The organism is Acidaminococcus hominis (genome assembly GCF_022484025.1).
Lineage (GTDB): Bacteria > Bacillota > Negativicutes > Acidaminococcales > Acidaminococcaceae > Acidaminococcus > Acidaminococcus hominis.
The window spans coordinates 1,154,124-1,174,125 of sequence record NZ_JAKVMG010000001.1; the positions used below are offsets into that span (position 1 = coordinate 1,154,124).

The window sequence follows — 20,002 nt, forward strand, 5'->3', positions numbered from 1 at the left end:
AGCTGATCTACTTGGAAAATCTGGTTATTGCCCTGTTCTGCCTGATTCTTTTTGGCTGCATTTTTATGGATGTACCCCTGCTGCTGGCACTATTTGCTGGTTTCCTGCTGTTCGTTGCCTATGGTCTCTACAAAAAGTACAGTCTGGGGGCTGTGCTGAAAATGGCCCTGGCCGGCATCAATAACGTGAAGACCATCTTCCTGGTCTTTTTGCTCATCGGTATGCTCACCGGTCTGTGGCGGGCTTCTGGTACCATTGCCTACATCATCAGCCTGGCCACCCAGTTCATCCGGCCTTCCATTTTTCTGCTGCTGGCCTTTCTGTTAAACTGTGCCATTTCCTTTCTCCTGGGAACCTCCTTTGGCACAGCGGCCACCATGGGCGTCATCACCATGTCCATCGGCAATACCCTGGGGGTTCCCGCCCTCTACACCGGCGGTGCCATTTTGTCCGGGGTATATTTTGGAGACCGGATGAGCCCTGTTTCCACCAGCGCCCTTTTGGTCAGCGTCCTGACGGAAACGGACCTGTACACCAACATTCGGAATATGGCTCTGGATACCCTGCCGCCCTTTTTGGCCGCTTCCCTGATTTACCTGGGGGTAGGCCTTTCCCTGCCGGTGGACCAGACCCTTTTGGCCCAGAATAACGCCCTGGAATCTCTTTACCAGTTCTCACCCATATTGGTACTGCCTGCCCTGTCCATCCTGGTTCTTTCCTTCTTTCACGTCAACGTAAAGAAAAATATGGGCGTCAGCATTATCCTGGCCTTTATCCTCTGCGTAGCAGTCCAGGGAAGTGCCCCCGGAGAGCTACTGTCCATTATGCTCTTTGGGTTCCACGTACAGGACCCCGTTTTGGCACCCATGGTCAACGGCGGCGGTATCGTATCCATGCTGCGGGTAGGTGCCATCGTATGCCTGTCCTCCTCCTTTGCCGGGATTTTCCAAGGTACCGGCCTGCTGGATGGAGTCCATGCCGTCCTGGAACGGCTTAGCCAAAAAACCGGCTATTTTGTCCCCACCCTCCTTTCAGCTATTTTTACGGCACTGATTTCCTGCAATCAGACCCTGAGCATTATTCTGACTTCCCAACTGTGCGGCTCTTTAACAGACAACAAAAATCAGTTTGCTATCAGCCTGGAAGACACTGCCGTAGTGATTTCTCCCCTGATTCCCTGGTCCATTGCCTGCGCCACGGTACTGGATACCACCGGTTCCCCCCGGGAATCCATTCTGTTTGCCTGCTACCTGATTCTGGTTCCCCTGTGGGCCCTGTTAAAGTCCTTCCGCCATCCGGCGTCTGCCTGACCGGCCTCTTAAAAGTGACAAAAATCCCTGCCCAAAAGGACAGGGATTTTTTTACAGCAATATTTTCTTATGCGCCAAACACCAGCTGCCCAAACAGCTTCTGGGCTTCAATGTATTCCTGGGTGGCCTTTTCACAGCCCTTGGCAAATTCCTCGCCCACCCCAAAAATCTGGGTAGCCGTTGCAATCAATTTCCGTTCATCATCAGTAAAATGTTCATCGGCCAAAGCAAGACCAATCAGCTCCAGCACGATGATTTTCTTTTCCCGGGGGCTGCACTGGGCCGCCAGTTCTTTCATCAGGGTTTCCCCATCCTGCTGACAAGGCTCATCATCATAAGGAATGTTCATTTCCTGACAATAGGCCTTAATGATCGTTTTCTCACTGTCCGAATAATCCCCATCGGAATTGCCAATGGTCTTGCACAAATCCAAAAACATCTTTTTTTCCTGGTCTTTCAGCAAATTTAAATACATTTGAAAATCCTCCTTTAGCGAATAATCCGATTGCACGCCAGCTTCAGCCTATTACCCACAGGATCAATTATACCCTGGAAAAGCTGTACCACTGCCGTCAGGGAAGCCTCTCTCCCCTGGCTCCGTGCCCCTCATACAGGAACTATCCTACTACGCTAAGAAAGATTATTCAATATTTTCACGTTATTTCATTATATAATTTCCCATTTTTTATAGGAACTTTTTGCAACTCCTGAAAGACGGCAAATTCTACTAAACATACGGCAAAATTTCAAAAAACTCCCTGCCTTCACAGACAGGGAGTTTTACTTAGGCAAAAGGATTTTGCAGTTTATGAAACAATTCCAAATAGGTCTGCTCCACCTGGGCAAAGGGCAGAACGGTATAGTCCACCGGCAAAAGGAGGGGGCTGGCCGAAGAGACCTCCTCCTCGTTTAAGAGCTGCCGCAGGTCGCTGCCTAGCAGTCCCCGGTCAATATCAAATACCTGCCGGCTTTCTTCCTCTGTTAGCGGGCTGCCCAAGAACTTGGTGAAAATCAGGTTCAACAGGGCATCCTCCTGCTCCCGGTAGCCCTTCAGCGTCCGCTTAAAGGGACTGGGTACGTCGGACAGGTAACATTCACTGGCGTCGTGGAGCAGTGCTCCCAAAGCCACCCGGCGGCTATAGCCCCGGGCCAGGGCTTCCCGGGCACAGGCAATACAGTGCTGCCCTACGGAATAAAACGTTTTCACATGGCCGTTGCCCCGGCAGATCAGGGACAGGGCGTGGGCGATATCTTCCGGCACCAGCTGCTCCGGATCCGGCTGCACCGGGTCCACATGACGGCCTGTATAGGTGGTAATCCATGCGGTCATTTTCCCGCCTCCTCCCAATTTTTTCAAAAAAAAGGATGTACAGCCGCAGCTGCACACCCTTTCATTATTTTAGCAAAGCTTGGCACCAGCAGGAATATGAGGATCTACCTGCAATAGCTGCAGTTTCCGATCTTCTCCTTCATGGTATTCTGCCGACAGCAGCATACCGCAGGATTCCACACCCATCATCTTCCGCGGAGGCAGATTGATGATGGCAATACAGGTCTTGCCAATCAAATCTTCCGGTTCATAGAAAGCGTGAATACCGCTCAGGATGGTCCGGTCCGTACCCGTTCCGTCATCCAGGGTAAACTGGAGCAGCTTTTTGCTCTTGGGCACTGCAAAGCAGTCTTTGACCTTCACAGCCCGGAAATCGCAGGCAGCGAAATTATCAAATTCCACCTGGTCCTCAAACAGCGGCTCAATGGTTACCTTGGAGAAGTCAATTTCCACAGGTACAGCGGCGCTTTGGACTTCCACTACTTTTTCCCCAGCAGCAGCGGGTACTTCCGCAGCCTTGTTGTCGGCTTTTTGGGCCTCCAGAGGTCTCATAGTGGGGAACAGCAGCACGTCACGGATGGAAACGGCTCCGGTCAGGAACATTACCAGACGGTCGATGCCGATACCCAGACCGCCTGTAGGAGGCAGGCCATGCATCAGGGCATTGATGAAGTCTTCGTCCATCATGCCAGCTTCGTCGTCCCCGGCAGCCCGTTCTTCCACTTGTTTTTCAAACCGTTCTCTTTGGTCAATGGGGTCATTCAGTTCGGTAAAGCCATTGCACAGCTCCCGTCCATAAATGAAGCCTTCAAAACGATCGGTAATTTCCGGATCGGCTTGGCTGCTTTTGGCCAAAGGAGAAATTTCCTTGGGATGGCCCGTAATAAATACCGGCTGCACCAATTCTTTTTCTACGTATGCATCAAAGAAAGCGTTCAGGATTTTACCTACGCCCCAGGCAGGTTCGAAAGCCACATTGGCTTCCTTGGCCATTTTCCGGGCTTCTTCCACGTCCTTGACACTGGTAAAGTCCTTGCCGCTGTACTTCTTCACCGCTTCAATCATGGTCATCCGCGGCCAGGGAGGGGTCAGGTCGATTTCCGTACCTTCGTAGGAAATCTTCATGGTACCCAGTACCCGCTGTGCAGTTTCCGAAACGAGCTTTTCGGTAATGTCCATCATGGTATTGAAATCACCGTAAGCCTGATACAATTCCAGGGTGGTGAATTCCGGGTTGTGTTTGATGTCCATGCCTTCGTTGCGGAAGACGCGGCCCAATTCATATACCCGTTCCATGCCGCCTACAATCAGGCGCTTCAGGTTTAGTTCGGTAGCAATGCGCAGGTACAGGTCAATGTCCAAGGCATTGTGGTGGGTGACAAAAGGACGGGCCGTAGCACCGCCGGAAATGGTGTTCAGAACCGGGGTTTCTACTTCCAGATAGCCTTCGTCATCCAAAATATGGCGGATACTCTTGATAATCTGGGTCCGTTTGATGAAGACCTCCCGGACTTCCGGATTTACAATCAGATCCACATAACGCTGGCGGTAACGGATTTCCTTGTCCTTCAGGCCGTGCCATTTTTCCGGCAGGGGTTTCAGGGCCTTGCTGAGGAATTCCAGTTTCTGTACGCGAATGGAAGGTTCACCCATATGGGTTTTGAAAACAACGCCTTCCACGCCTACAATATCGCCAATATCCAGCAGTTTTACTACGCTGTAGGCGTCTTCGCCCATTTCGTCCTTGCGGACATACAGCTGAATCTTACCGGTTTTATCCTGCAAATCCATAAAGCAGGTTTTGCCATGGCCGCGGATGGCCATCAAACGGCCAGCCACCTTCACTACCGTACCGGCAGCTTCCATAGCTTCTACCTGATCATGTACTTCTTTGGTATGATGGGTTACTTCATAGGCATGGCCAAACGGCAGAATGCCCTTTTCTTCCAGCTTCCGGGCTTTTTCCAGACGAACAGCCATTTGTTCGTTCAGTTCTTCTTCGCCCAAGCCTTCCTTTGCGTCCGTGGGGCTAATCTTTTCTTCGGACATGAAATCACTCCTTGGCTTTCTTCTTTTTGGTGGTGGGTTTGCTGATGGCTACAATCTTATAGCTCAGTTCGCCGGCGGGAGTGGGTACCTTTACAACGGAATCCACTTTTTGTCCCAAAATGGCTTTGCCCACAGGGGATTCGTTGGAAATCCGGGGCGGTTCAGCCATGGGATCGGCTTCGGCAGTACCTACAACGGTATATTCTTCCTGTTCGCCGGTTTCCATATCTTCAATCTTGACTTTGGAACCCAGGGAAACCACGCTTTTGTTGATTTCGGAATCTTTGATAACCTTGGCATTGCGTACCATCTTTTCCAAGGTCAGAATACGGCCTTCTACGAAAGCCTGTTCATTCTTGGCATCATCGTACTCGGAGTTTTCGCTGATATCACCATAGGAAATGGCAATCTTCAAGCGTTCAGCAACCTGCTGTCTTTTCTCGGAACGAAGATAATCCAGTTCATCTTCTAATTTTTTCAGACCTTCTTCGGTCAGTATCGTTTGTTCAGCCATTGTTCACGACTCCTTTATAGGCCTTAAGGCACTGCTTGCTTACTTAACGTATCTTGTAAATTATAGGTTTTTACGCTCTTTTTGTCAATCTTACGCCGCCAGAAGAACGTTATTTTGTTTCATTATATTAGGAAGTCTGCCGATAGGCTCTCCAACCAGCGGTTCTTTTCAGGTCCCGCTTCACACATTTTTTTACAAATTGCCGGGAAAGGAAATCCGCCAGTTTCCTGTCTGCAAACTTTCCTGAACAAATTCCCTTTTTCTTTATGCAATGATAAGAATGTGATATAATACCGATAAACTGAGTTCTGAACTTTATTCACTTTATTTAGGAGCTGACGCGATGACAAGAAATTCCAACAAGAACTGGAAAGACCTTTTCGGTTCGAAAAATCCGCGCAGAAGAAAGAAATTAGGCAGCACGATTTTTTCTGCTGTTCTCGCTTTGATTCTGGTGGGCTTTTTATCGGTTGCCGCCTTTTTTGCCCTGGCAAAATTTACGACAGCCAAAATACTTTCCAAGGACATGGTTCCCATGGCCTCCTCCCAATTTTTCTATGCCAATGGTGATTTGATCACCACCGTAGATTCGGAAGAAGACCGGATTCCCGTAACCATCGACAAGGTGCCCCAAAACCTGCAAAACGCCTTTCTGGCCGCAGAAGATATCCGCTTCTACGAACACAGCGGTATCGACTTCCGGGGAATTGGCCGTGCCATCTACACCTACATCCGCTACGGCGAAGTCCAGGGCGGCAGTACCATTACCCAGCAGCTGGCCAAAAACTACTTCCTGACCCAGGAAAGAACCCTGACCCGGAAAATCCATGAGGCTTTTATTGCCCTGCAGATTGAGCAGAAGTACACCAAGAAGGAAATCCTGGAAATGTACATGAACCAGATTTACTTCGGCCAAGGTGCCTATGGTGTAGAAACCGCTGCCAACACCTACTTCGGCAAGCACGTCCAGGACCTGGATTTGGCCCAATGTGCCATGATTGCCGGGATTCCCAAGAGCCCCAACTACTTCTCCCCCCTGGCCAACCCCAAAGCCGCCAAAGAACGGCAGCAGACCGTGCTGGACCAGATGGTCAAGTATGGGTTCATTACCCAGGAACAGGCAGACGCCGCCTACGCAGAACCCCTGACCTACAAGAGTCTTAACGACAGCCCGGGTTCCAAGAAGTACTTCATTGATTACTGCATCCAGATTCTGGTGGACAAATATGGTCCCGATGCCGTGTATAAACAAGGCCTGAAGGTCTATACCTCCCTGGATCCTGAAATGCAGAAAGCAGCCGAAGAAGCCGCTGCCCTGACCCCCACCTACTACACCGATGACAACAAATTGAAGCAGCCCCAGTCGGCCATTGTGGCTATCGATCCTCAGACCGGCTACATCCGGGCCATGATCGGCGGCCGGGGTTCCGACCAGTTCAACCGTGCAGTCATGGCTGAACGCCAGCCCGGTTCTGCTTTCAAAGCCTTTGTGTATCTGAATGCCCTGGAACACGGCGCCACCCCCAATGACATTGTGGATGACTCCCCCATTCCTGGCAATTGGAATCCCCAGAACTTTGACCGCCGCTTCCACGGCCGGATGACCCTGCGTACGGCCCTGACCTATTCCTACAACGTGCCTGCGGTCAAGATCAGTGAGAAGTACGGCAACAGCAATGTCCTGGCCCTGGCCAAGAAAATGGGCATCACCACCCTGGTAGAAGACGGACCCCAATCCGACAACAACTCTGCCATGGCTTTGGGCGGCCTGACCCACGGCGTAACGCCGCTGGAAATGGCCGGTGCCTACGGCGCCATTGCCAACATGGGCAAATACAACAAACCCACTCCCATCGTGAAGATTCTGGACCGGAACGGCAAGGTTCTGTACGAACATAAGGACGACCCCGTAACTGTCTGCAAGCCTTCCAGCGCCTATATGCTGATTTCAATGATGCGGGATGTAATGACCCGCGGCACAGGCCGGGCAGCTGCCATTAACCGTCCTGCGGCCGGCAAGACCGGTACCACCAGTGAATACCGGGATGCCTGGTTTGTGGGCTTTACTCCCAACCTGGCCTGCGCAGTCTGGATTGGTGATGACAACAACGACTCCCTGGGTGAAATGACCGGCGGCGGCGAACCTGCCGTGCTGTGGCGCACCTTTATGAGCCGTGCGGTAGCAGAACTGCCCCGGGAAGATTTCGAAGCCCCTGCCGGCTTCAAGATGCCTGCAGCCAAGGCTGAACCTCCTGCCCAGGATACCAAGAAGGACGACAAGAAAAAGACCGACGACAAGGATAAGAAGACAACGGACAAGAAGAACGCCAACACCAGCAGTGATGACACCTCTTCCAACAATGACGAGGATGCCCTGCCAGGAGGCGGCAATGTTCCCAAACCGCCTTCTTCTTCCAGCGGTTCCAAGAGCAGCGCTGCACCTCCTCCGGTGCGCCCGCCCAAGCAATAAAAGAAATCCCATCAGAACGTCCAAATGGACCTCTGATGGGATTTCTTTTTAGGTTAAAGCAACTTTATGTCTAAGTCTCCTGTGCCGCTTAAAAGGGAAATATGTCCCTGCTGAAGCCTTCTACAAAAGAGCTTAACCTATCCTCCCTTAAACGTAAAAATCCGGGTGCCTAGCGGCACCCGGATTTTTGTTTTATCTGTTGTTTTTGAAGAAAGCCAGGGCTACTTCAGGGAACAGTGCATAGGACAGCACATCTTCCACGGTAGCATTAGGATAACCCTTGGCTGCCAGGTCGGCACGCATCTTTTCCATTTGCGGAGCGATGTCATCAGCCGGTCTGTAGGTAATGGGTTCTTCGCCTTTCTTCAGGACCAGTTTCTTCAGTTCTTCGCTGATGGGTCCCGGAGTCTTGCCGTATTTGCCGCGCACGATATCTTTTACTTCCTTCGGAATCATCTTGTACCGGCCGAACATAACGTTCAGGGTAGCCATGGAGCCTACAATCTGGCTGGAAGGAGTTACCAGCGGAGGATAACCCAGGTCAGCACGAACTTTCGGCATTTCCTTCAGCAGGTCTTCGTACTTATCGGCAACACCTTGTTCAGTCAGCTGCTTACGCAGGTTGCTGAGCATACCGCCAGGAATCTGGAAGCTCAGAACCTGAGGATTGATGCCAATGTTGGTGTTCAGATTGAAAGTCTTTTCCAGATCTGCACGAACCTTCTTGAAATGGTCGGCAATCGGATACAGCTTGTTCACATCAATTTTAGTATCCCGTTCAGTACCTTGCAGGGTGTAGACCAGGGATTCGGTGCAGGTATGGCTGGTGCTTTCAGCAAAGGGAGACATGGCAGTATCCACAATGTCAGCGCCGGCTTCTACAGCCTTCAGAATGGTCATAGCGCCCATGCCGCTGGTGCAGTGGGAATGTACGTTGATGGGGATGTTGATTTCTTTCTTCAGGGCAGATACCAGAGAGTAGCAGGCATAGGGAGCCAGCAGACCGGACATATCTTTGATGCAGATGGAATCTGCGCCCATTTCCACCAGTTCCTTGGCCAGCTTCAGATAGTCGCTGTCCTTATGGTACGGGCTGATGGTGTATACCAGGGTGCCCTGGGCATGTGCGCCGGCAGCCTTGGTTGCCTTCATAGCCGTTTCCAGGTTCCGGGTATCATTGAAAGCATCAAAAATACGGATGATGTCGATACCGTTATCTACGCTGCGTTTCACGAATTCGCTAACCACATCATCGGCGTAATGGTTGTAGCCCAGGATGTTTTGGCCGCGGAGCAGCATTTGCAGTTTGGTGTTCTTAACGTGTTTACGGATGGTACGCAGGCGTTCCCAGGGATCTTCGTTCAGGAAGCGCAGGCAGGAGTCAAACGTTGCGCCGCCCCAAGCTTCCAAAGCGTAGAAGCCGCAGTCATCCAGGGCTTCCAGTACAGGAAGCATATCGCTGGTACGCATTCTGGTAGCGCAGATGGACTGATGACCATCTCTCAGGACCGTTTCCACAATTTTAACGGGATTCGGATTATTCATTACTCAACCTCCTAAATTGGTACTTCATAGCCTATCTATACTCTGGTATTATAACATAATCCCCTACAGTACGGTAATATATTCTGGGTTATCCTATTTATTAGATAACTCTTATCTTTCGCCAAACCCGCACCAAGCCTGGGTCTGTATGACAAACGAAGCCGGCGCGCCCAGCCTTTCAAAGGCTGAAACGCAGCCGGCTGTCTTTGGGTTTACCCTTAGTCAAGGGGTTGCTGCAGTATAAAGCAAGGCCCCAAAGCCCTACTTTTCAAAATTCCAAGGGTAGTCCATTTTATCGGTCCACTGCCCTTCCCGGTCCTGGTAATAGCCCCGGACCCGGGGAATGGAACCGCCTGCCAGCCACTCCTTGTCGTAAAGTTTCTCTGGAGGGATATTCAGCTTGGCGCTTTCCTTCTCCAGCCAGCCGGCATACTGCAGAATCAGCGGGGTATCATAGCGGCCTTCCTGTTCCAGCCGTTTGATAAATTCTTCTTTGTCCATTATACCGCCTCCTTTTTCTGCCCTGAACACTCCCTTTATCTTACCATGCTTTCTGCCCTAAGGACAGCAAAAAGCAAAACCCGGACCGAAAATTGCTTTCCAGTTATGAAAAAACCGCACGGAGGAAATCTCCATGCGGTTTTTTAAGGTTCAGAAACCTAGCTGATGCTTACATCATTCCAGGCATTACGGAACGTCCTATTGTGATAATACGAAAAACGTCGGAACGCTAGGAAATACGCCGTTTTCCGTCGTTTCGTCTCTCGAAAACGTCTGGCCAGTGTGGACTTTTTGCGGGATTTTTGCCCAATCTCAGCCCAATTTGCCAAAATGTATAACAATGTATAAAGCCGCCGGGCTGTCCGGCGGCTGGTTTTATTTTAAATACATCTCAATCATTTTTACTTTTTCCGCTGCCGTCATAGCATCGATTTTTTTAGCAAGGGCTTCCCGGATTTCCGGCGTTTCCAGGACGCTATCCTGGACCTCAAAACCAATGGAATAAATAAACCCTGCGGAAATCTTTGCACCAGCAAGGACTTCCCCCAGGATGTGCATTTCTTCCGGAGAAAATTTTGGCGGTTTAGGCGTTAGCTTCATGATTGCGTCGTAGCGTTCCACAATCTCGCCCAGGCGGCGGGAAAATCCGCCGTCCGGGGTCTGTTCGTTCAGCTTGATTAATGGGTCGTTCATATAGATGGTTTTTTTCATGGTTTTGGCTCCTTCAATCCCAGGCGTGTCTGTCGACAAACTCATCTTCTTCTCGTTTGATGTCTTCCATGGCTTCTTCCCATTGGCCATTAATAACCTTTTCCAGCGCTTTCCGCCCGCTTTATGCGGGCGTAATACGTTATTCTGCTCAATTCAATTCAATTTAATTTTCTCGTTGCATTTTCGTTGCAACGATTTACTTTTTAATTGCAACGCAAGCAAGCAGGGCAGCAGCGGCTTCCCAGGCGTTACGCTGCCGTTTCAACCGGAGCCTAGTTCGTTTTTCCTCTTGCGCGGATTTTTTCAATAATTCGTTGGTTTTCGCGATTAAGTTCTGTTGCTCTGCTGATTGCGCTGTCAAGCTGTCGATTTGACTTTTCAATCTCAGTGACAGTTCCTGCGCTTGCGTTAACTGTTTCTGCAATGTCGTTAACTGTACTTCCTGCCCGTTGCAAGTCCTCTGTAATTCCTCGTTGATTTTCGCTAACTCGTTCGAGTTCCGCTCCAGCGTCGTTAACTCCTGCTCGCTCAACGTATACATCTTCCCTGGCGCGGTACTGGTATCCGATGGCAGCGCCGCATAACAAGGCAATGCCAGCAGCAGCCAGGACAGGCAGCAGGCAGCGCAAACGGTTTTTAATCTCAGCAATTTTTTGAACCTCCATCATTCATCCCTTACCGTTAACAACACGTCGTTGCCGTTATCAATAATCATTTTTGACAGCTCCACGCCGTCCGCGTTTTGCATCCGGAGGCACCCATAGGTCGGCTCCCATCCCTGATAGTCCGCGTACGGGTCCTCCAGGTCGCTGCCGCCGCCGTGGATGTCCCGCCCCCGCGGGTCGCCGGACGTGATATAAAAATTGCCGTACGCCGGACCATACGCGCCGTCTGTGATCTCAGCACTCACGTGGGTATAGTCGCCGTTAGGCAAGCTGCCCCTGGGGTCGCCCTGCTCATTATAGCCCGGGAAAAAGTCGCTCCGGCACTCCCATTGTCCGATTACATTATAGTTTTCGTCCATTGCGTAAATCCGTTGCTTGTTCCGCTGGAATTGGATTTCTTGTAGCATCCTTATTTTCACCCTCCATTTTGTCCGGGATTTTATCATGATTACGGTTAACCAGATACCCGGCAATTAAAATTGCCCCGGATATGACCGCCGGGGCAAAACTCGTATTTACGTTTTTCCGTAGCTCGTCTAACATCTTAAAATACCAGTCAGATGATAGATGGTAAACCCACCCCGTTGTCCAGGCCATTGGCATAAGGCATAACTCAAACAGCAAGGCCGAGGAGATTATCATAATAAAGCCCATCGGGGACAGGGCGGCGGCCTTCCACCGTTGCAACCGCCGGAGGAGTCGTTTAATCATTTTACCGCCTCTTTCATTTTTAAAACGGCTTCGTGTTTTGCGTCCATGACGCCGTTGTCGGCTAGCTTTTCATAGACCGAAAATATTTCTTCAAAATTCCGCTTGTCGTCCGCCGTAGGCGGGCGTTTTTGAAATTGCACGTACATATCGTTAAGGGCCGCACGCAAGATTAACTGCATCCCCTTGCGGATTGCTTTAAGGCCGGTAACGTAGGCCACGACGTAGCCAATAAGCCCGCCAATGGCTAGGCTCACTACGGTGCTTAATCCCTCGATGATGATATCGTTCACGCTGTAATCTCCTTGTTTACAATTTCATGATATACGCTAATACGTAATACGGAGGCATATTGTTGTGCGGTTGGTTTCCGCCGAATTTATACCCGTATCCATAACTCGAACCGTCATTTCTTTCTTCTGCCACAAAGTAGGTCTTGTTGTTGTCAAAGCCGAACGCGCCGTACGCATGGCCTACCACGCCAACAAGCCCATGGTTTAAAACCACGGCGGTGTTCCACGCACCGTCTACGACTGGTAATTCCGCTTCCGTCAGCTTGTGGTTTGCTTCCCCGCCCGTTGCCCCGTTGTTCGTCCCGTCCCCGCCGTAAATAAAGCGGTTCCGCAAGTCCGGCGTGCCGTTGGTCCCATCGCACAGGTGCCATTCACGGTTGACTAAACCCGTGTTTTTATCGACGGGGTATCCGTCCTCAAACGTGCCGGAGAACGCCGTTACAGTTCCAGGTAGTATCCCACACGATTTTGTAACTTTGAATTTTGCTGTCCCATCTGTAAATTCAGTCATGTTTACTCCTTTACGCATAGCAGATATAAGCACGCACTGTGTAGGTTAATGGCGTAACGGTATCGGATTTTCCGTAGATAGCAGAGGAATGGGAGGCGTCCAGGTTGATGCTTCTACACCCAGAACCGGTGTTTTGATACCCACCCATCACGTTATCTGTCATGTCACTTACCCATAATGCACCCTCGCTTTTAAAAACATCAGAGATTGTTAGAACTTCGGGTTGGTCGGTAGAGGTTATTTTCCCCGTGATATTCGGCAACCCAGCCCCTACCATCGTTCCTGGCGTGGTGTCCGCTCTCAGATACCTACCGTTTAAGTTCGGCAAAACATTCGTCCCCAGGTAATCTACCAGCCGTTTATACGCTGTCCCGTCAATCGTCTGCCCGTCCAACGGCAGAAGGTACTCATGCCCCCCTGTCTTTGTCTTTGGCTTATAGACAATATCCCCTACACTGTGCTTGCTTAGTGTATCGTTGATATAAAACGTTACAGTGTTATCAGTTATTACCCCCCCCATGTTACTTTTAATGGTCGTCCAGTCCGGCTCGGTGCTACCCGTTGTCCCTGCTTGCGTGACAACGATTACACAGCCCGGCGGAAGGCTGGGAGAGGTCAGTACGTCGCCAACTTTATAAGCCGTGTTGCGCTTGATTTGGTACGGCACCCCGGCTTCCGTCTTTGTGGCGTACGTATCGGCCGCCTCGGCGCTGTTCAGCTTTTTGGCCAATTCCGCTGTGATGGTGGCGGCAAAGTTAGCATCGTTGCCCAGAGCCGTTGCCAGCTCGTTCAACGTGTTCAGCTGGTCGGGGGCGCTATCTACTAGTGCCGCAAGGGATTTTGCAACAAATTCCGTGTTGGCAATGGCCTTTGAGCTGTTACCGGCGTTGGCGGTGGGGACAGAGGTTTCGCCGGTCACGGTTAAATTGGTTAACGTGCTGTCGGTCACCGTTAACGTTGCGACATTCCCGGTCGCTGTGGTCACGCTGGATGCAAGGGCGGACCTCGTAACGTAGGTATTTGCAATGTTGTTCCCGTTGCCGTCTGCATTAGCTTTGTCAGACGTTCCCGTGACGTTGCCGGTTACATCACCAGACAAGGGGCCAGAAAAAGCCGTAGCCGCTATTGTACCTGTTACAGTACCACCAGATTTTAAAAGCACATCGGGTTTATTTTTAATAAAATCCGTCTGCGTATCATCCGTCTGGTTCCAATCAGCCTGGTTGACTCTTGCACTGTTCGCCGCCGCTTTAGCAGAGTTTGCCGCCGCTGTTGCCGACGTGGCCGCATTGTCGGCACTGGTTTCCGCCGCTGTCTTGCTATTTGCGGCGTTCGTTTCGCTGGCCTTGGCATTGCTGGCGGACGTGGAAGCCGCACTAGCAGAGGACGCAGAAGCCGTTGCACGGTCTTTGCTGTACAGCGCCCAACTTTTTGCGCTCTGCGTCTTGCCTGTAGTGCTGTCCGTGTCAGCCGCACCGTCGGGAGAGGTTGTTGCCGTTGCCCACGCTTTCGCCGTGTTGGCCTGTGTGGTGGCGTCGCTGGCACTGCTGGCCGCATCGCTTGCAGACGTTTCCGCCGCTGTCTTGCTATTTGCGGCGTTCTGCTCGCTGGTATTTGCCGCCGTCTCGGACGATTTTGCCGCCGTCTGACTGGCTTTTGCGGCGTCCCTAGCGGCGAGTGCTTCGTCAGCAATCTTCCGTGCGTTGTCCGTTTCGATGTACTTCGTTCCATCCCAGAGATACCATTTTCCCGTATCCTCTGCGATGTACATGGCCGATAAATCGCCCGTAGCAGGCAGTGCGTCCTTGTTGGCTACGTAGATTCTGGAGCCATTGATGTTGTTATAGAGATACATCAGATTGTTATTGATGTAGTCCAATACGCCGGTATTGTCGCTGTTGACTAGAGGGGATTCTTTGCCGTAAGTCCCCTCTGTGATGATTGTATTATCAGCCCCGCGGATTTCCGGGAGCTGGAATGTTGTTTGTTTCATTTCGCCACCTCCTTGGGCGGGTCGTAGACCGGGGCTCCGTCACGTAGGACGTAGTCGTGGGGGTTGTCCACGGTTCGGTCGCTCCCAAAAACCGTAGTACCGTCTACCGGCCCTGGCATCTGGTCGGCAAATCCGTAGCATCGTTTAGTTTTATCGTCGATTAAGTAGTAAATCATTATTTGACTCCTATAATCCAGTAGGCCACCCAGTGGTCGGACATACTGTTGTCGCAATAGTATGTCCGACTACCATACGCCTTTTTAAGCGTGTCATTGTTGCTAAAGCTATTAGTGTCAGTCGTAGACAGGACTTGATAAGGCTGTTTCCAGTAACTCCAATGATTATCGCTTTTTACCCCGCCTTGCGTATAGCAATCCCAGATACACTGACTCTCTGTGTAACCGGCTGGCAGAGGCACGGTGACGCATCCATTATTGACATCGTCATCAGCCCAAAGCACCCCCCGCATGATAGTGACGGCCCGGACGTTGTAGCCATTAATGCGGATTGTATTGCCGTCGATGGTCCCGGATTTTAACGTGGCTCCGTAGATATTCCCGGCGTCGTCGACGGTAAAACTACCGGAGCTGTTTTTAAAATTTGTCCCGACAATCTGGGTTCCCGTGATAGTCCCGCCCTTTAGGCTCCCGACGTTGGCCGTAATAGCTGACAGGCTGTCAACATCCATTTTATCTGCCGTTACGGCTCCGGACTGGATCATGCCTTTGGTTACAACATTGTTTTCAAACAGCGTATCCCCAGTAACGTGCAGGAGCTTGCCGTCAATCTGTACGCCTTCTTTGCTCAGATTAATCTGGGACACAACATCCCCAGATTTAACCCTTAACGCAATATCATCTTGCATCTGGGCAATGGCGCTATAGGCTTCTTTCGCTTTTGCACTATCGCCCAAATTCGTGACAACGGATGTAATTTTGTCGCTGTTCTGGGTAATCTGACTGGCCAGTTCCTTTTTATCGTCTGCAACGGTCGCTTGGATACTGTCCGTGGTCTGCTTGATTTCAGCAACTTTACCGGAAATGCCTTGCGCTTCCTTCACGGCATCCTGGATGGTCTTGTCAACCTTTTGCAAGCTGATGGCCATATCCTTGATGTTGGTTTCGTCGATAATGATTTTTACCGTCGTCCGCGCCGTTGCGGACCGTTCCCCGGCTCCAAACATATCATAATATGCAATGGCCACGTCATAAATTCCCGGTTCGCAGTTATAGCTCATGACCGGGTTTTCTGTCTTTACGGCGTCGCCGTCGTTGATGTATACCATCATTCCGATTGCGTCCGCCGGGATACCTTGCCCGGCAACGGAAAATCCCGTCATGGTATTTTTTACCGTCGGCGCGTCCGGCTTCCCGGGCGCCACCTTGTTGTAATCCAGCACCGCCGGAACGCTGTACTTGCCCAGGGCGTTTCGGGCGAACAGGTACAGCCGCCCGGTCCTGCCAGTCAGCCCTACGTTCGCCGACGTCCCGCTGGTTCGTGCCAGCAGGCCAGCGGTTTCAGCTCCCGGCGCGTTGTCCCGCCGGATTTCGTAGTACATTACGTCGGTGTTCGTTACCTCGTTCCACGTGGCCGTTGCCACCTTGCCAAATGCAATGGTAAACCCATCCGGGGTGTTTGGTACCATGGTCCGCATGGCAACGGTAATCTTAACCGTCGGGGCAAGGTCGGGGTCCGTGCTTGCGGCCCATTTATCAACGGTCGTTACTGCAATCTCGTAGGCATCCCCCACTACAGCCTGGGGGATTACAACCTCGTTTTTGCCTTGCCCACCAAAAATCCATTTACCGTAATAGCCCAGCTCGCTTGCCGGTACGCCGTTAACGGCCGTTAAATCCTGCATCTGCCCGGCGTTGGTGCGATACCACACCTGCCCGGCGGCGTAACTCTCCAGTTCCGGCGGGTCCCATTGGACCACTACGTCGTATCTGCTGACGCCGTCTGCCAGGTGCCGATACCGGTTATACGCCCGTACGTTTTTGACGGCAGGGATGTAGTATTTTTTTACGGTGTACTCGTACGCCTTGACGGCAGCCAGGTCCTGCACCCCTGCGCCAAAAACGTTAAAGGATACAAATTTTAAATACACCTTTTTGCCTACATCCTCGCTTAAAAATGGGATACGGAGCAGGCTTGCATCTAAGCGAGCAAATTGAGCCCCGGCGTCATGAGCCGCGGCCGTAGTTGTATGCTGGCCGCGGATACAGCCGTCAAGCATCCAGTGCCCGTTATCTAATAGCGCGGCGCCCTGGTAACTCAAACACTCGCCGTCAATCCAGCACAATGTGTTGCCGCGTTCCGCGTCCTGCTGGCTTCCGGATAAAAACGTACCGTTGCAAGACACTTCCACGCTGGTATCCGTGGCATTAATGCTTTTTGCCAGGGTCCCCACACGGGCACTGCTGGCAATGGTCCCGGCTGCCCTGTAATTCGTTCCGTCGTCGGCAACGTACACTTCACAGCCGCCCCACAGGTCCCCCTTGCCTTTGGCGCCTATCCATACTTCCAGGCCACTGGTGGTCAGTTCCGCGGGCGGTTGCATAATGAGCGGCGTGTCCGTGTCCGGCGCGTCGGCGTTGTAATCAATGTACGGCCGGTCGCCCTCATGCACATCATAAGCAGGTTTGCTCGCTTTCACGGGCGGTCGGCTGATGGCGGTAAACGTCAACGTACCGTCTGTGTTTTCCGTCACGCTGTCAATCATAACGGGGGTTTTATCCAGGCCCAGGGCACTGTCGGTCAGTGTAACCAGGTCGCCGACTTCCAGGCGACAAAACGCCCAGTCCAGTTTAAATGTGAATTTATTCCGCCCGTACAGGGCATCCCTTGCCAGCTGTTCGGCTACCTTAACGGCCCGTTCCTTTGTGTAAAACCAATGCGCCGTCGTGCTGCTGGCCTGCCGGAGTCCGTATTCCGCAATGTCGTCTTTTAACTCATAAGCAACCGTTTCCGTTTCATAGCTGTTTTTTCGGCTAATAAATTCTACTGGAAAACGGTTATAAATTTCGGAACTGTCCTTGCGCTGGCAAGTCACCAGAGCCCCGTTGCTTTCCAGGAAATCGTCAGCGGTTAAATCGTATTGGATAGTGGTATCCGGTGCCCAGCTGCCCACGGGACGGTCGGCCTTGCACACGATTTTAAATTTATTGTTGGACCAAAACATATACGCATTGGTCAACGTCATAAGCTCGTTGATAATGTCGTGTGCGGCTTTCGCTTCGGTGGTGTCCGTGGGGCTGGAAATCAGTAAATCAGCTTCCCGGCAATATTTCCGGTAGTTATCCAGGCCGATAATTTCAACGCTGGCCAGTCCTACTTTATCCAGGATGTCCCGGATTACGTCGGCCGGGTTTGCGTCGGTCCCATCCCCGGTCGCCGTTAGCATCCCCCGGACCTCGAAATTATAATCAGGCATGGATCCGCTATCGCCCAGGTCAATAACGCCCGCCATATAAGCCAGGTTCTCATAGGTCAACGCTTTGTCCGGGTGCTTGCCCGTGACGTACGGCCACGGGGCTTTTTGGCTCCCGTCATACAAGGTCATACCGATTTGGTCGGATGGGTAATTGTAAACGTCCTTGCCTAACCACACCTTGCCTATACCATTGATAGGCCCCTCACACAGCCCCAGGATAACAGCAACGGTATACGTATATGTAATGGATACAGATTTGCTTTTGCCGCCTTTGCCGGTCCGTTGTGTCTCTTTATGTTCGTGGGCAGTAAAATCGTCGTAGTAAATCACGTTGCCAGCCAGGCGGCTGGTGCCGTATACAACGGGGACCGCGCCGCCGTAACTGGCCGTTGCGACGGTAAAATCACTGATTTTATTGGCCCGCGTCGTAACGGTCCGCCCTCTAAATAGCCCCATGCGCTCTCACCTCGTCTCGCTTTTTAGTGTTAAATCGATACACGCCACGGAGGCGGCTGGTGCCGTGGGCGTCTAAAAAATCCACGTCGTCGATGGATGACAGGATAACGCCCTGCTCAACCCGGGCATGGCACACAATGCCGTTGCCCATATAAACGCCGCCGTGGCTAACGCACCGGCCGTACTGATACAGCAGGAAGTCGCCCCGCTCCATGGTGTCTACTTTGTCACAATATTGCTCCACGATGGATTTAAACCATTCGTCCCCGTGGCTTAAATGCCACATATTGGAGTAATGTTTAACCTTGATTTCGCCGCGTTTTACCAGGCCAGCATCTTCCAGGCTGCAAATTAAAAGCATCCCGCAATCCACGCCGTGTCCTTTGGCCTTGCCCTCGTTTACGTGGGGTGTTCCCAGCCAGGTTAAAGCGGCAGCGGCGATCCTGTCGCCTTGCTCGCTCATAACAGCACCTCCTTGCGTGGGATATGCGGCGCGATCACCGCGCTGCTGTCCGTGCTGGACGCCGTGACGACGCCGCCGGACCCGGTGGAAAAGCTCCCTTGGGGATAGTATTTTCGGATGGGAAAATTCATGTTTAGCCCGCTGGTTTCCGCCTTGATGGATAGCTGCAGCTGCAGGCCGCCCGCGTTTTTGATTTCGATTTTTCCGAAAAATAAATCAACGGTTCCCACCACGGCGCTGTCCCGGAAAAAGCACCGTTTAAGGTGCAGCCGCGCCCGGTCCATGGTCCCGTCTAGCGCGGCCTTCATTACGGGTTTGCTTTCGATCATATCCTCTTTACCGGCGTAAATGGTCACGCTTAACGTGTCCACTGTCAGTGTAGAATTTAGTTTGATTTGCTGCCGTTTAAACAGCAATTTCTCGTGCTGGTAAACCGTCCCGCCGTTGTTAATGTCAATATCTGCATCAGTGTAATAGTAATGATTACCGTTGGCCAGAATAATGTCGTAAAGGTCACAGCTCTGTATTTGTTTTTGTGTGTTTAAATAAGCCGTCAGGCTTGCATCTACCTGTTTCATCTCACCACATCCATCTTAAAGCTGCTGGAATTGTTAACGTTTTCGAAAACACGGGTTAACTCTCCTCCATCATCGGAAAACCGGACCTTAAACCAATACGTATAGTCTGCCGTGACCACAGCCCCCGTTGCTGGTGCCGTGGAGAAGCTGACAACACCGTCGGACACGCTGTAGCCGCTCGTTTGCTTCTTGCCGTCCACGTAGACGGTCACGTCCTCGATATAATCCGCCGGTTCCACATATCCGTCCAGGCTCCAGACAGCCTGATATTTTCCGGGCACGATTACAAGCAACACCCGGCCGGTTTCCCGGTTTAATGTGTGGTCCAACCATAAAAACGGCTCATAACCGCCCTTGACGCTGGCCAGAAAAGCCATTAGCTTGTCCGCCGTATCATCATCCAGCAGGCCAAACGTTTCCGTGATAGTCCATTGCGGGTAAAGTTGGTTGGTCAACGTCCGAACCATTCCGG

General features: G+C 51.6%; 20 protein-coding genes. 2 read left to right on the forward strand and 18 right to left on the reverse strand.

The features are described from left to right. The first annotated feature begins 11 nt into the window (after nt 1–11). Nucleotides 12–1,310 carry a Na+/H+ antiporter NhaC family protein gene (locus LKE88_RS04985; protein ID WP_160101867.1) on the forward strand — a complete coding sequence of 433 codons (1,299 nt, stop codon included), beginning with the start codon at nt 12–14 and terminating at the stop codon, nt 1,308–1,310. Between the two features lie 67 nt (nt 1,311–1,377). Here the strand turns inward: LKE88_RS04985 and LKE88_RS04990 are convergent, their stop codons facing one another. From LKE88_RS04990 to LKE88_RS05015, 5 genes are all read right to left on the reverse strand, one after another. Then, nucleotides 1,378–1,785: a tellurite resistance TerB family protein gene (locus LKE88_RS04990; RefSeq protein ID WP_276802894.1), complete on the reverse strand. Its 408-nt coding sequence runs from the start codon at nt 1,783–1,785 to the stop codon at nt 1,378–1,380. Nucleotides 1,786–2,094: 309 nt separating this feature from the next. After that, nucleotides 2,095–2,640 carry a hypothetical protein gene (locus LKE88_RS04995; RefSeq protein WP_105327153.1) on the reverse strand — a complete coding sequence of 182 codons (546 nt, stop codon included), beginning with the start codon at nt 2,638–2,640 and terminating at the stop codon, nt 2,095–2,097. Nucleotides 2,641–2,709: 69 nt separating this feature from the next. Beyond that, on the reverse strand, nt 2,710–4,689 hold the full coding sequence (gene lysS, locus LKE88_RS05005; RefSeq protein ID WP_105327152.1) for a lysine--tRNA ligase: 1,980 nt from the start codon (nt 4,687–4,689) through the stop codon (nt 2,710–2,712). A 4-nt stretch (nt 4,690–4,693) separates the two neighbouring features. Next, a complete protein-coding gene (gene greA, locus LKE88_RS05010; RefSeq protein WP_276802897.1) occupies nt 4,694–5,203 on the reverse strand; it encodes a transcription elongation factor GreA in 510 nt (169 codons plus the stop codon). Nucleotides 5,204–5,527: 324 nt separating this feature from the next. Beyond that, nucleotides 5,528–5,740, reverse strand: coding sequence for a hypothetical protein (locus tag LKE88_RS05015; RefSeq protein WP_231085913.1), 213 nt, complete (start codon nt 5,738–5,740; stop codon nt 5,528–5,530). Between LKE88_RS05015 and LKE88_RS05020 the strand changes: the two genes are divergently transcribed. Continuing rightward, nucleotides 5,739–7,673 carry a transglycosylase domain-containing protein gene (locus LKE88_RS05020; RefSeq protein ID WP_231085914.1) on the forward strand — a complete coding sequence of 645 codons (1,935 nt, stop codon included), beginning with the start codon at nt 5,739–5,741 and terminating at the stop codon, nt 7,671–7,673. The genes LKE88_RS05015 and LKE88_RS05020 overlap by 2 nt on opposite strands. 192 nt (nt 7,674–7,865) lie before the next feature. On the opposite strand, the gene LKE88_RS05025 is transcribed toward LKE88_RS05020, so the two are convergent. The 13 genes from LKE88_RS05025 to LKE88_RS05085 all read right to left on the reverse strand — a co-directional run bounded on the left by LKE88_RS05025 (nt 7,866) and on the right by LKE88_RS05085 (nt 19,997). Next, nucleotides 7,866–9,218, reverse strand: coding sequence for a pyruvate carboxylase subunit B (locus LKE88_RS05025; RefSeq protein WP_105327149.1), 1,353 nt, complete (start codon nt 9,216–9,218; stop codon nt 7,866–7,868). A 261-nt stretch (nt 9,219–9,479) separates the two neighbouring features. Beyond that, entirely contained in the window at nt 9,480–9,719 is a 240-nt protein-coding gene (locus LKE88_RS05030) for a hypothetical protein (RefSeq protein ID WP_105327148.1), read from the reverse strand. Between the two features lie 375 nt (nt 9,720–10,094). After that, nucleotides 10,095–10,520 carry a hypothetical protein gene (locus LKE88_RS05035; protein ID WP_276802900.1) on the reverse strand — a complete coding sequence of 142 codons (426 nt, stop codon included), beginning with the start codon at nt 10,518–10,520 and terminating at the stop codon, nt 10,095–10,097. Between the two features lie 106 nt (nt 10,521–10,626). Beyond that, nucleotides 10,627–11,079, reverse strand: a complete 453-nt coding sequence (locus LKE88_RS05040) for a hypothetical protein (protein WP_276802902.1) — start codon at nt 11,077–11,079, stop codon at nt 10,627–10,629. Between the two features lie 15 nt (nt 11,080–11,094). Further along, entirely contained in the window at nt 11,095–11,454 is a 360-nt protein-coding gene (locus LKE88_RS05045) for a hypothetical protein (protein WP_276802904.1), read from the reverse strand. Next, nucleotides 11,438–11,806 (reverse strand): hypothetical protein, encoded by a 369-nt coding sequence (locus LKE88_RS05050; protein WP_276802906.1) that lies wholly within the window; start codon nt 11,804–11,806, stop codon nt 11,438–11,440. Before LKE88_RS05050 ends, LKE88_RS05045 begins: the two co-directional genes overlap by 17 nt. After that, the gene (locus LKE88_RS05055; RefSeq protein WP_276802907.1) at nt 11,803–12,096 is read right to left on the reverse strand and encodes a hypothetical protein; all 294 of its coding nucleotides are present in this window, start codon (nt 12,094–12,096) and stop codon (nt 11,803–11,805) included. Before LKE88_RS05055 ends, LKE88_RS05050 begins: the two co-directional genes overlap by 4 nt. A gap of 16 nt (nt 12,097–12,112) precedes the next feature. Then, a complete protein-coding gene (locus tag LKE88_RS05060; protein ID WP_276802909.1) occupies nt 12,113–12,607 on the reverse strand; it encodes a hypothetical protein in 495 nt (164 codons plus the stop codon). A gap of 10 nt (nt 12,608–12,617) precedes the next feature. Further along, nucleotides 12,618–14,600, reverse strand: coding sequence for a hypothetical protein (locus LKE88_RS05065; RefSeq protein ID WP_276802911.1), 1,983 nt, complete (start codon nt 14,598–14,600; stop codon nt 12,618–12,620). Nucleotides 14,601–14,775: 175 nt separating this feature from the next. Then, on the reverse strand, nt 14,776–18,489 hold the full coding sequence (locus LKE88_RS05070; protein ID WP_276802913.1) for a phage tail protein: 3,714 nt from the start codon (nt 18,487–18,489) through the stop codon (nt 14,776–14,778). Next, nucleotides 18,476–18,952 (reverse strand): NlpC/P60 family protein, encoded by a 477-nt coding sequence (locus tag LKE88_RS05075; protein WP_276802914.1) that lies wholly within the window; start codon nt 18,950–18,952, stop codon nt 18,476–18,478. Before LKE88_RS05075 ends, LKE88_RS05070 begins: the two co-directional genes overlap by 14 nt. Further along, nucleotides 18,949–19,530 carry a baseplate hub domain-containing protein gene (locus tag LKE88_RS05080; protein WP_276802916.1) on the reverse strand — a complete coding sequence of 194 codons (582 nt, stop codon included), beginning with the start codon at nt 19,528–19,530 and terminating at the stop codon, nt 18,949–18,951. The genes LKE88_RS05075 and LKE88_RS05080 overlap by 4 nt, the downstream gene beginning before the upstream one ends. After that, a complete protein-coding gene (locus LKE88_RS05085; protein WP_338076934.1) occupies nt 19,527–19,997 on the reverse strand; it encodes a DUF2460 domain-containing protein in 471 nt (156 codons plus the stop codon). Before LKE88_RS05085 ends, LKE88_RS05080 begins: the two co-directional genes overlap by 4 nt. Nucleotides 19,998–20,002 lie beyond the last annotated feature (5 nt).

Excerpts from the sequence above, each read along its gene's own strand:
- LKE88_RS04990 (WP_276802894.1), bottom strand. The coding sequence starts at position 1,785 with ATGTATTTAAATTTGCTGAAAGACCAGGAAAAAAAGATGTTTTTGGAT.
- LKE88_RS04995 (WP_105327153.1), bottom strand. The coding sequence starts at position 2,640 with ATGACCGCATGGATTACCACCTATACAGGCCGTCATGTGGACCCGGTG.
- lysS (WP_105327152.1), bottom strand. The coding sequence starts at position 4,689 with ATGTCCGAAGAAAAGATTAGCCCCACGGACGCAAAGGAAGGCTTGGGC.
- greA (WP_276802897.1), bottom strand. The coding sequence starts at position 5,203 with ATGGCTGAACAAACGATACTGACCGAAGAAGGTCTGAAAAAATTAGAA.
- LKE88_RS05020 (WP_231085914.1), top strand. The coding sequence starts at position 5,739 with ATGGCCTCCTCCCAATTTTTCTATGCCAATGGTGATTTGATCACCACC.
- LKE88_RS05015 (WP_231085913.1), bottom strand. The coding sequence starts at position 5,740 with ATGGGAACCATGTCCTTGGAAAGTATTTTGGCTGTCGTAAATTTTGCC.
- LKE88_RS05025 (WP_105327149.1), bottom strand. The coding sequence starts at position 9,218 with ATGAATAATCCGAATCCCGTTAAAATTGTGGAAACGGTCCTGAGAGAT.
- LKE88_RS05030 (WP_105327148.1), bottom strand. The coding sequence starts at position 9,719 with ATGGACAAAGAAGAATTTATCAAACGGCTGGAACAGGAAGGCCGCTAT.
- LKE88_RS05035 (WP_276802900.1), bottom strand. The coding sequence starts at position 10,520 with ATGGCCAATGGGAAGAAGCCATGGAAGACATCAAACGAGAAGAAGATG.
- LKE88_RS05045 (WP_276802904.1), bottom strand. The coding sequence starts at position 11,454 with ATGGACGAAAACTATAATGTAATCGGACAATGGGAGTGCCGGAGCGAC.
- LKE88_RS05050 (WP_276802906.1), bottom strand. The coding sequence starts at position 11,806 with ATGATTAAACGACTCCTCCGGCGGTTGCAACGGTGGAAGGCCGCCGCC.
- LKE88_RS05060 (WP_276802909.1), bottom strand. The coding sequence starts at position 12,607 with ATGACTGAATTTACAGATGGGACAGCAAAATTCAAAGTTACAAAATCG.
- LKE88_RS05065 (WP_276802911.1), bottom strand. The coding sequence starts at position 14,600 with ATGAAACAAACAACATTCCAGCTCCCGGAAATCCGCGGGGCTGATAAT.
- LKE88_RS05070 (WP_276802913.1), bottom strand. The coding sequence starts at position 18,489 with ATGGGGCTATTTAGAGGGCGGACCGTTACGACGCGGGCCAATAAAATC.
- LKE88_RS05075 (WP_276802914.1), bottom strand. The coding sequence starts at position 18,952 with ATGAGCGAGCAAGGCGACAGGATCGCCGCTGCCGCTTTAACCTGGCTG.
- LKE88_RS05080 (WP_276802916.1), bottom strand. The coding sequence starts at position 19,530 with ATGAAACAGGTAGATGCAAGCCTGACGGCTTATTTAAACACACAAAAA.
- LKE88_RS05085 (WP_338076934.1), bottom strand. The coding sequence starts at position 19,997 with ATGGTTCGGACGTTGACCAACCAACTTTACCCGCAATGGACTATCACG.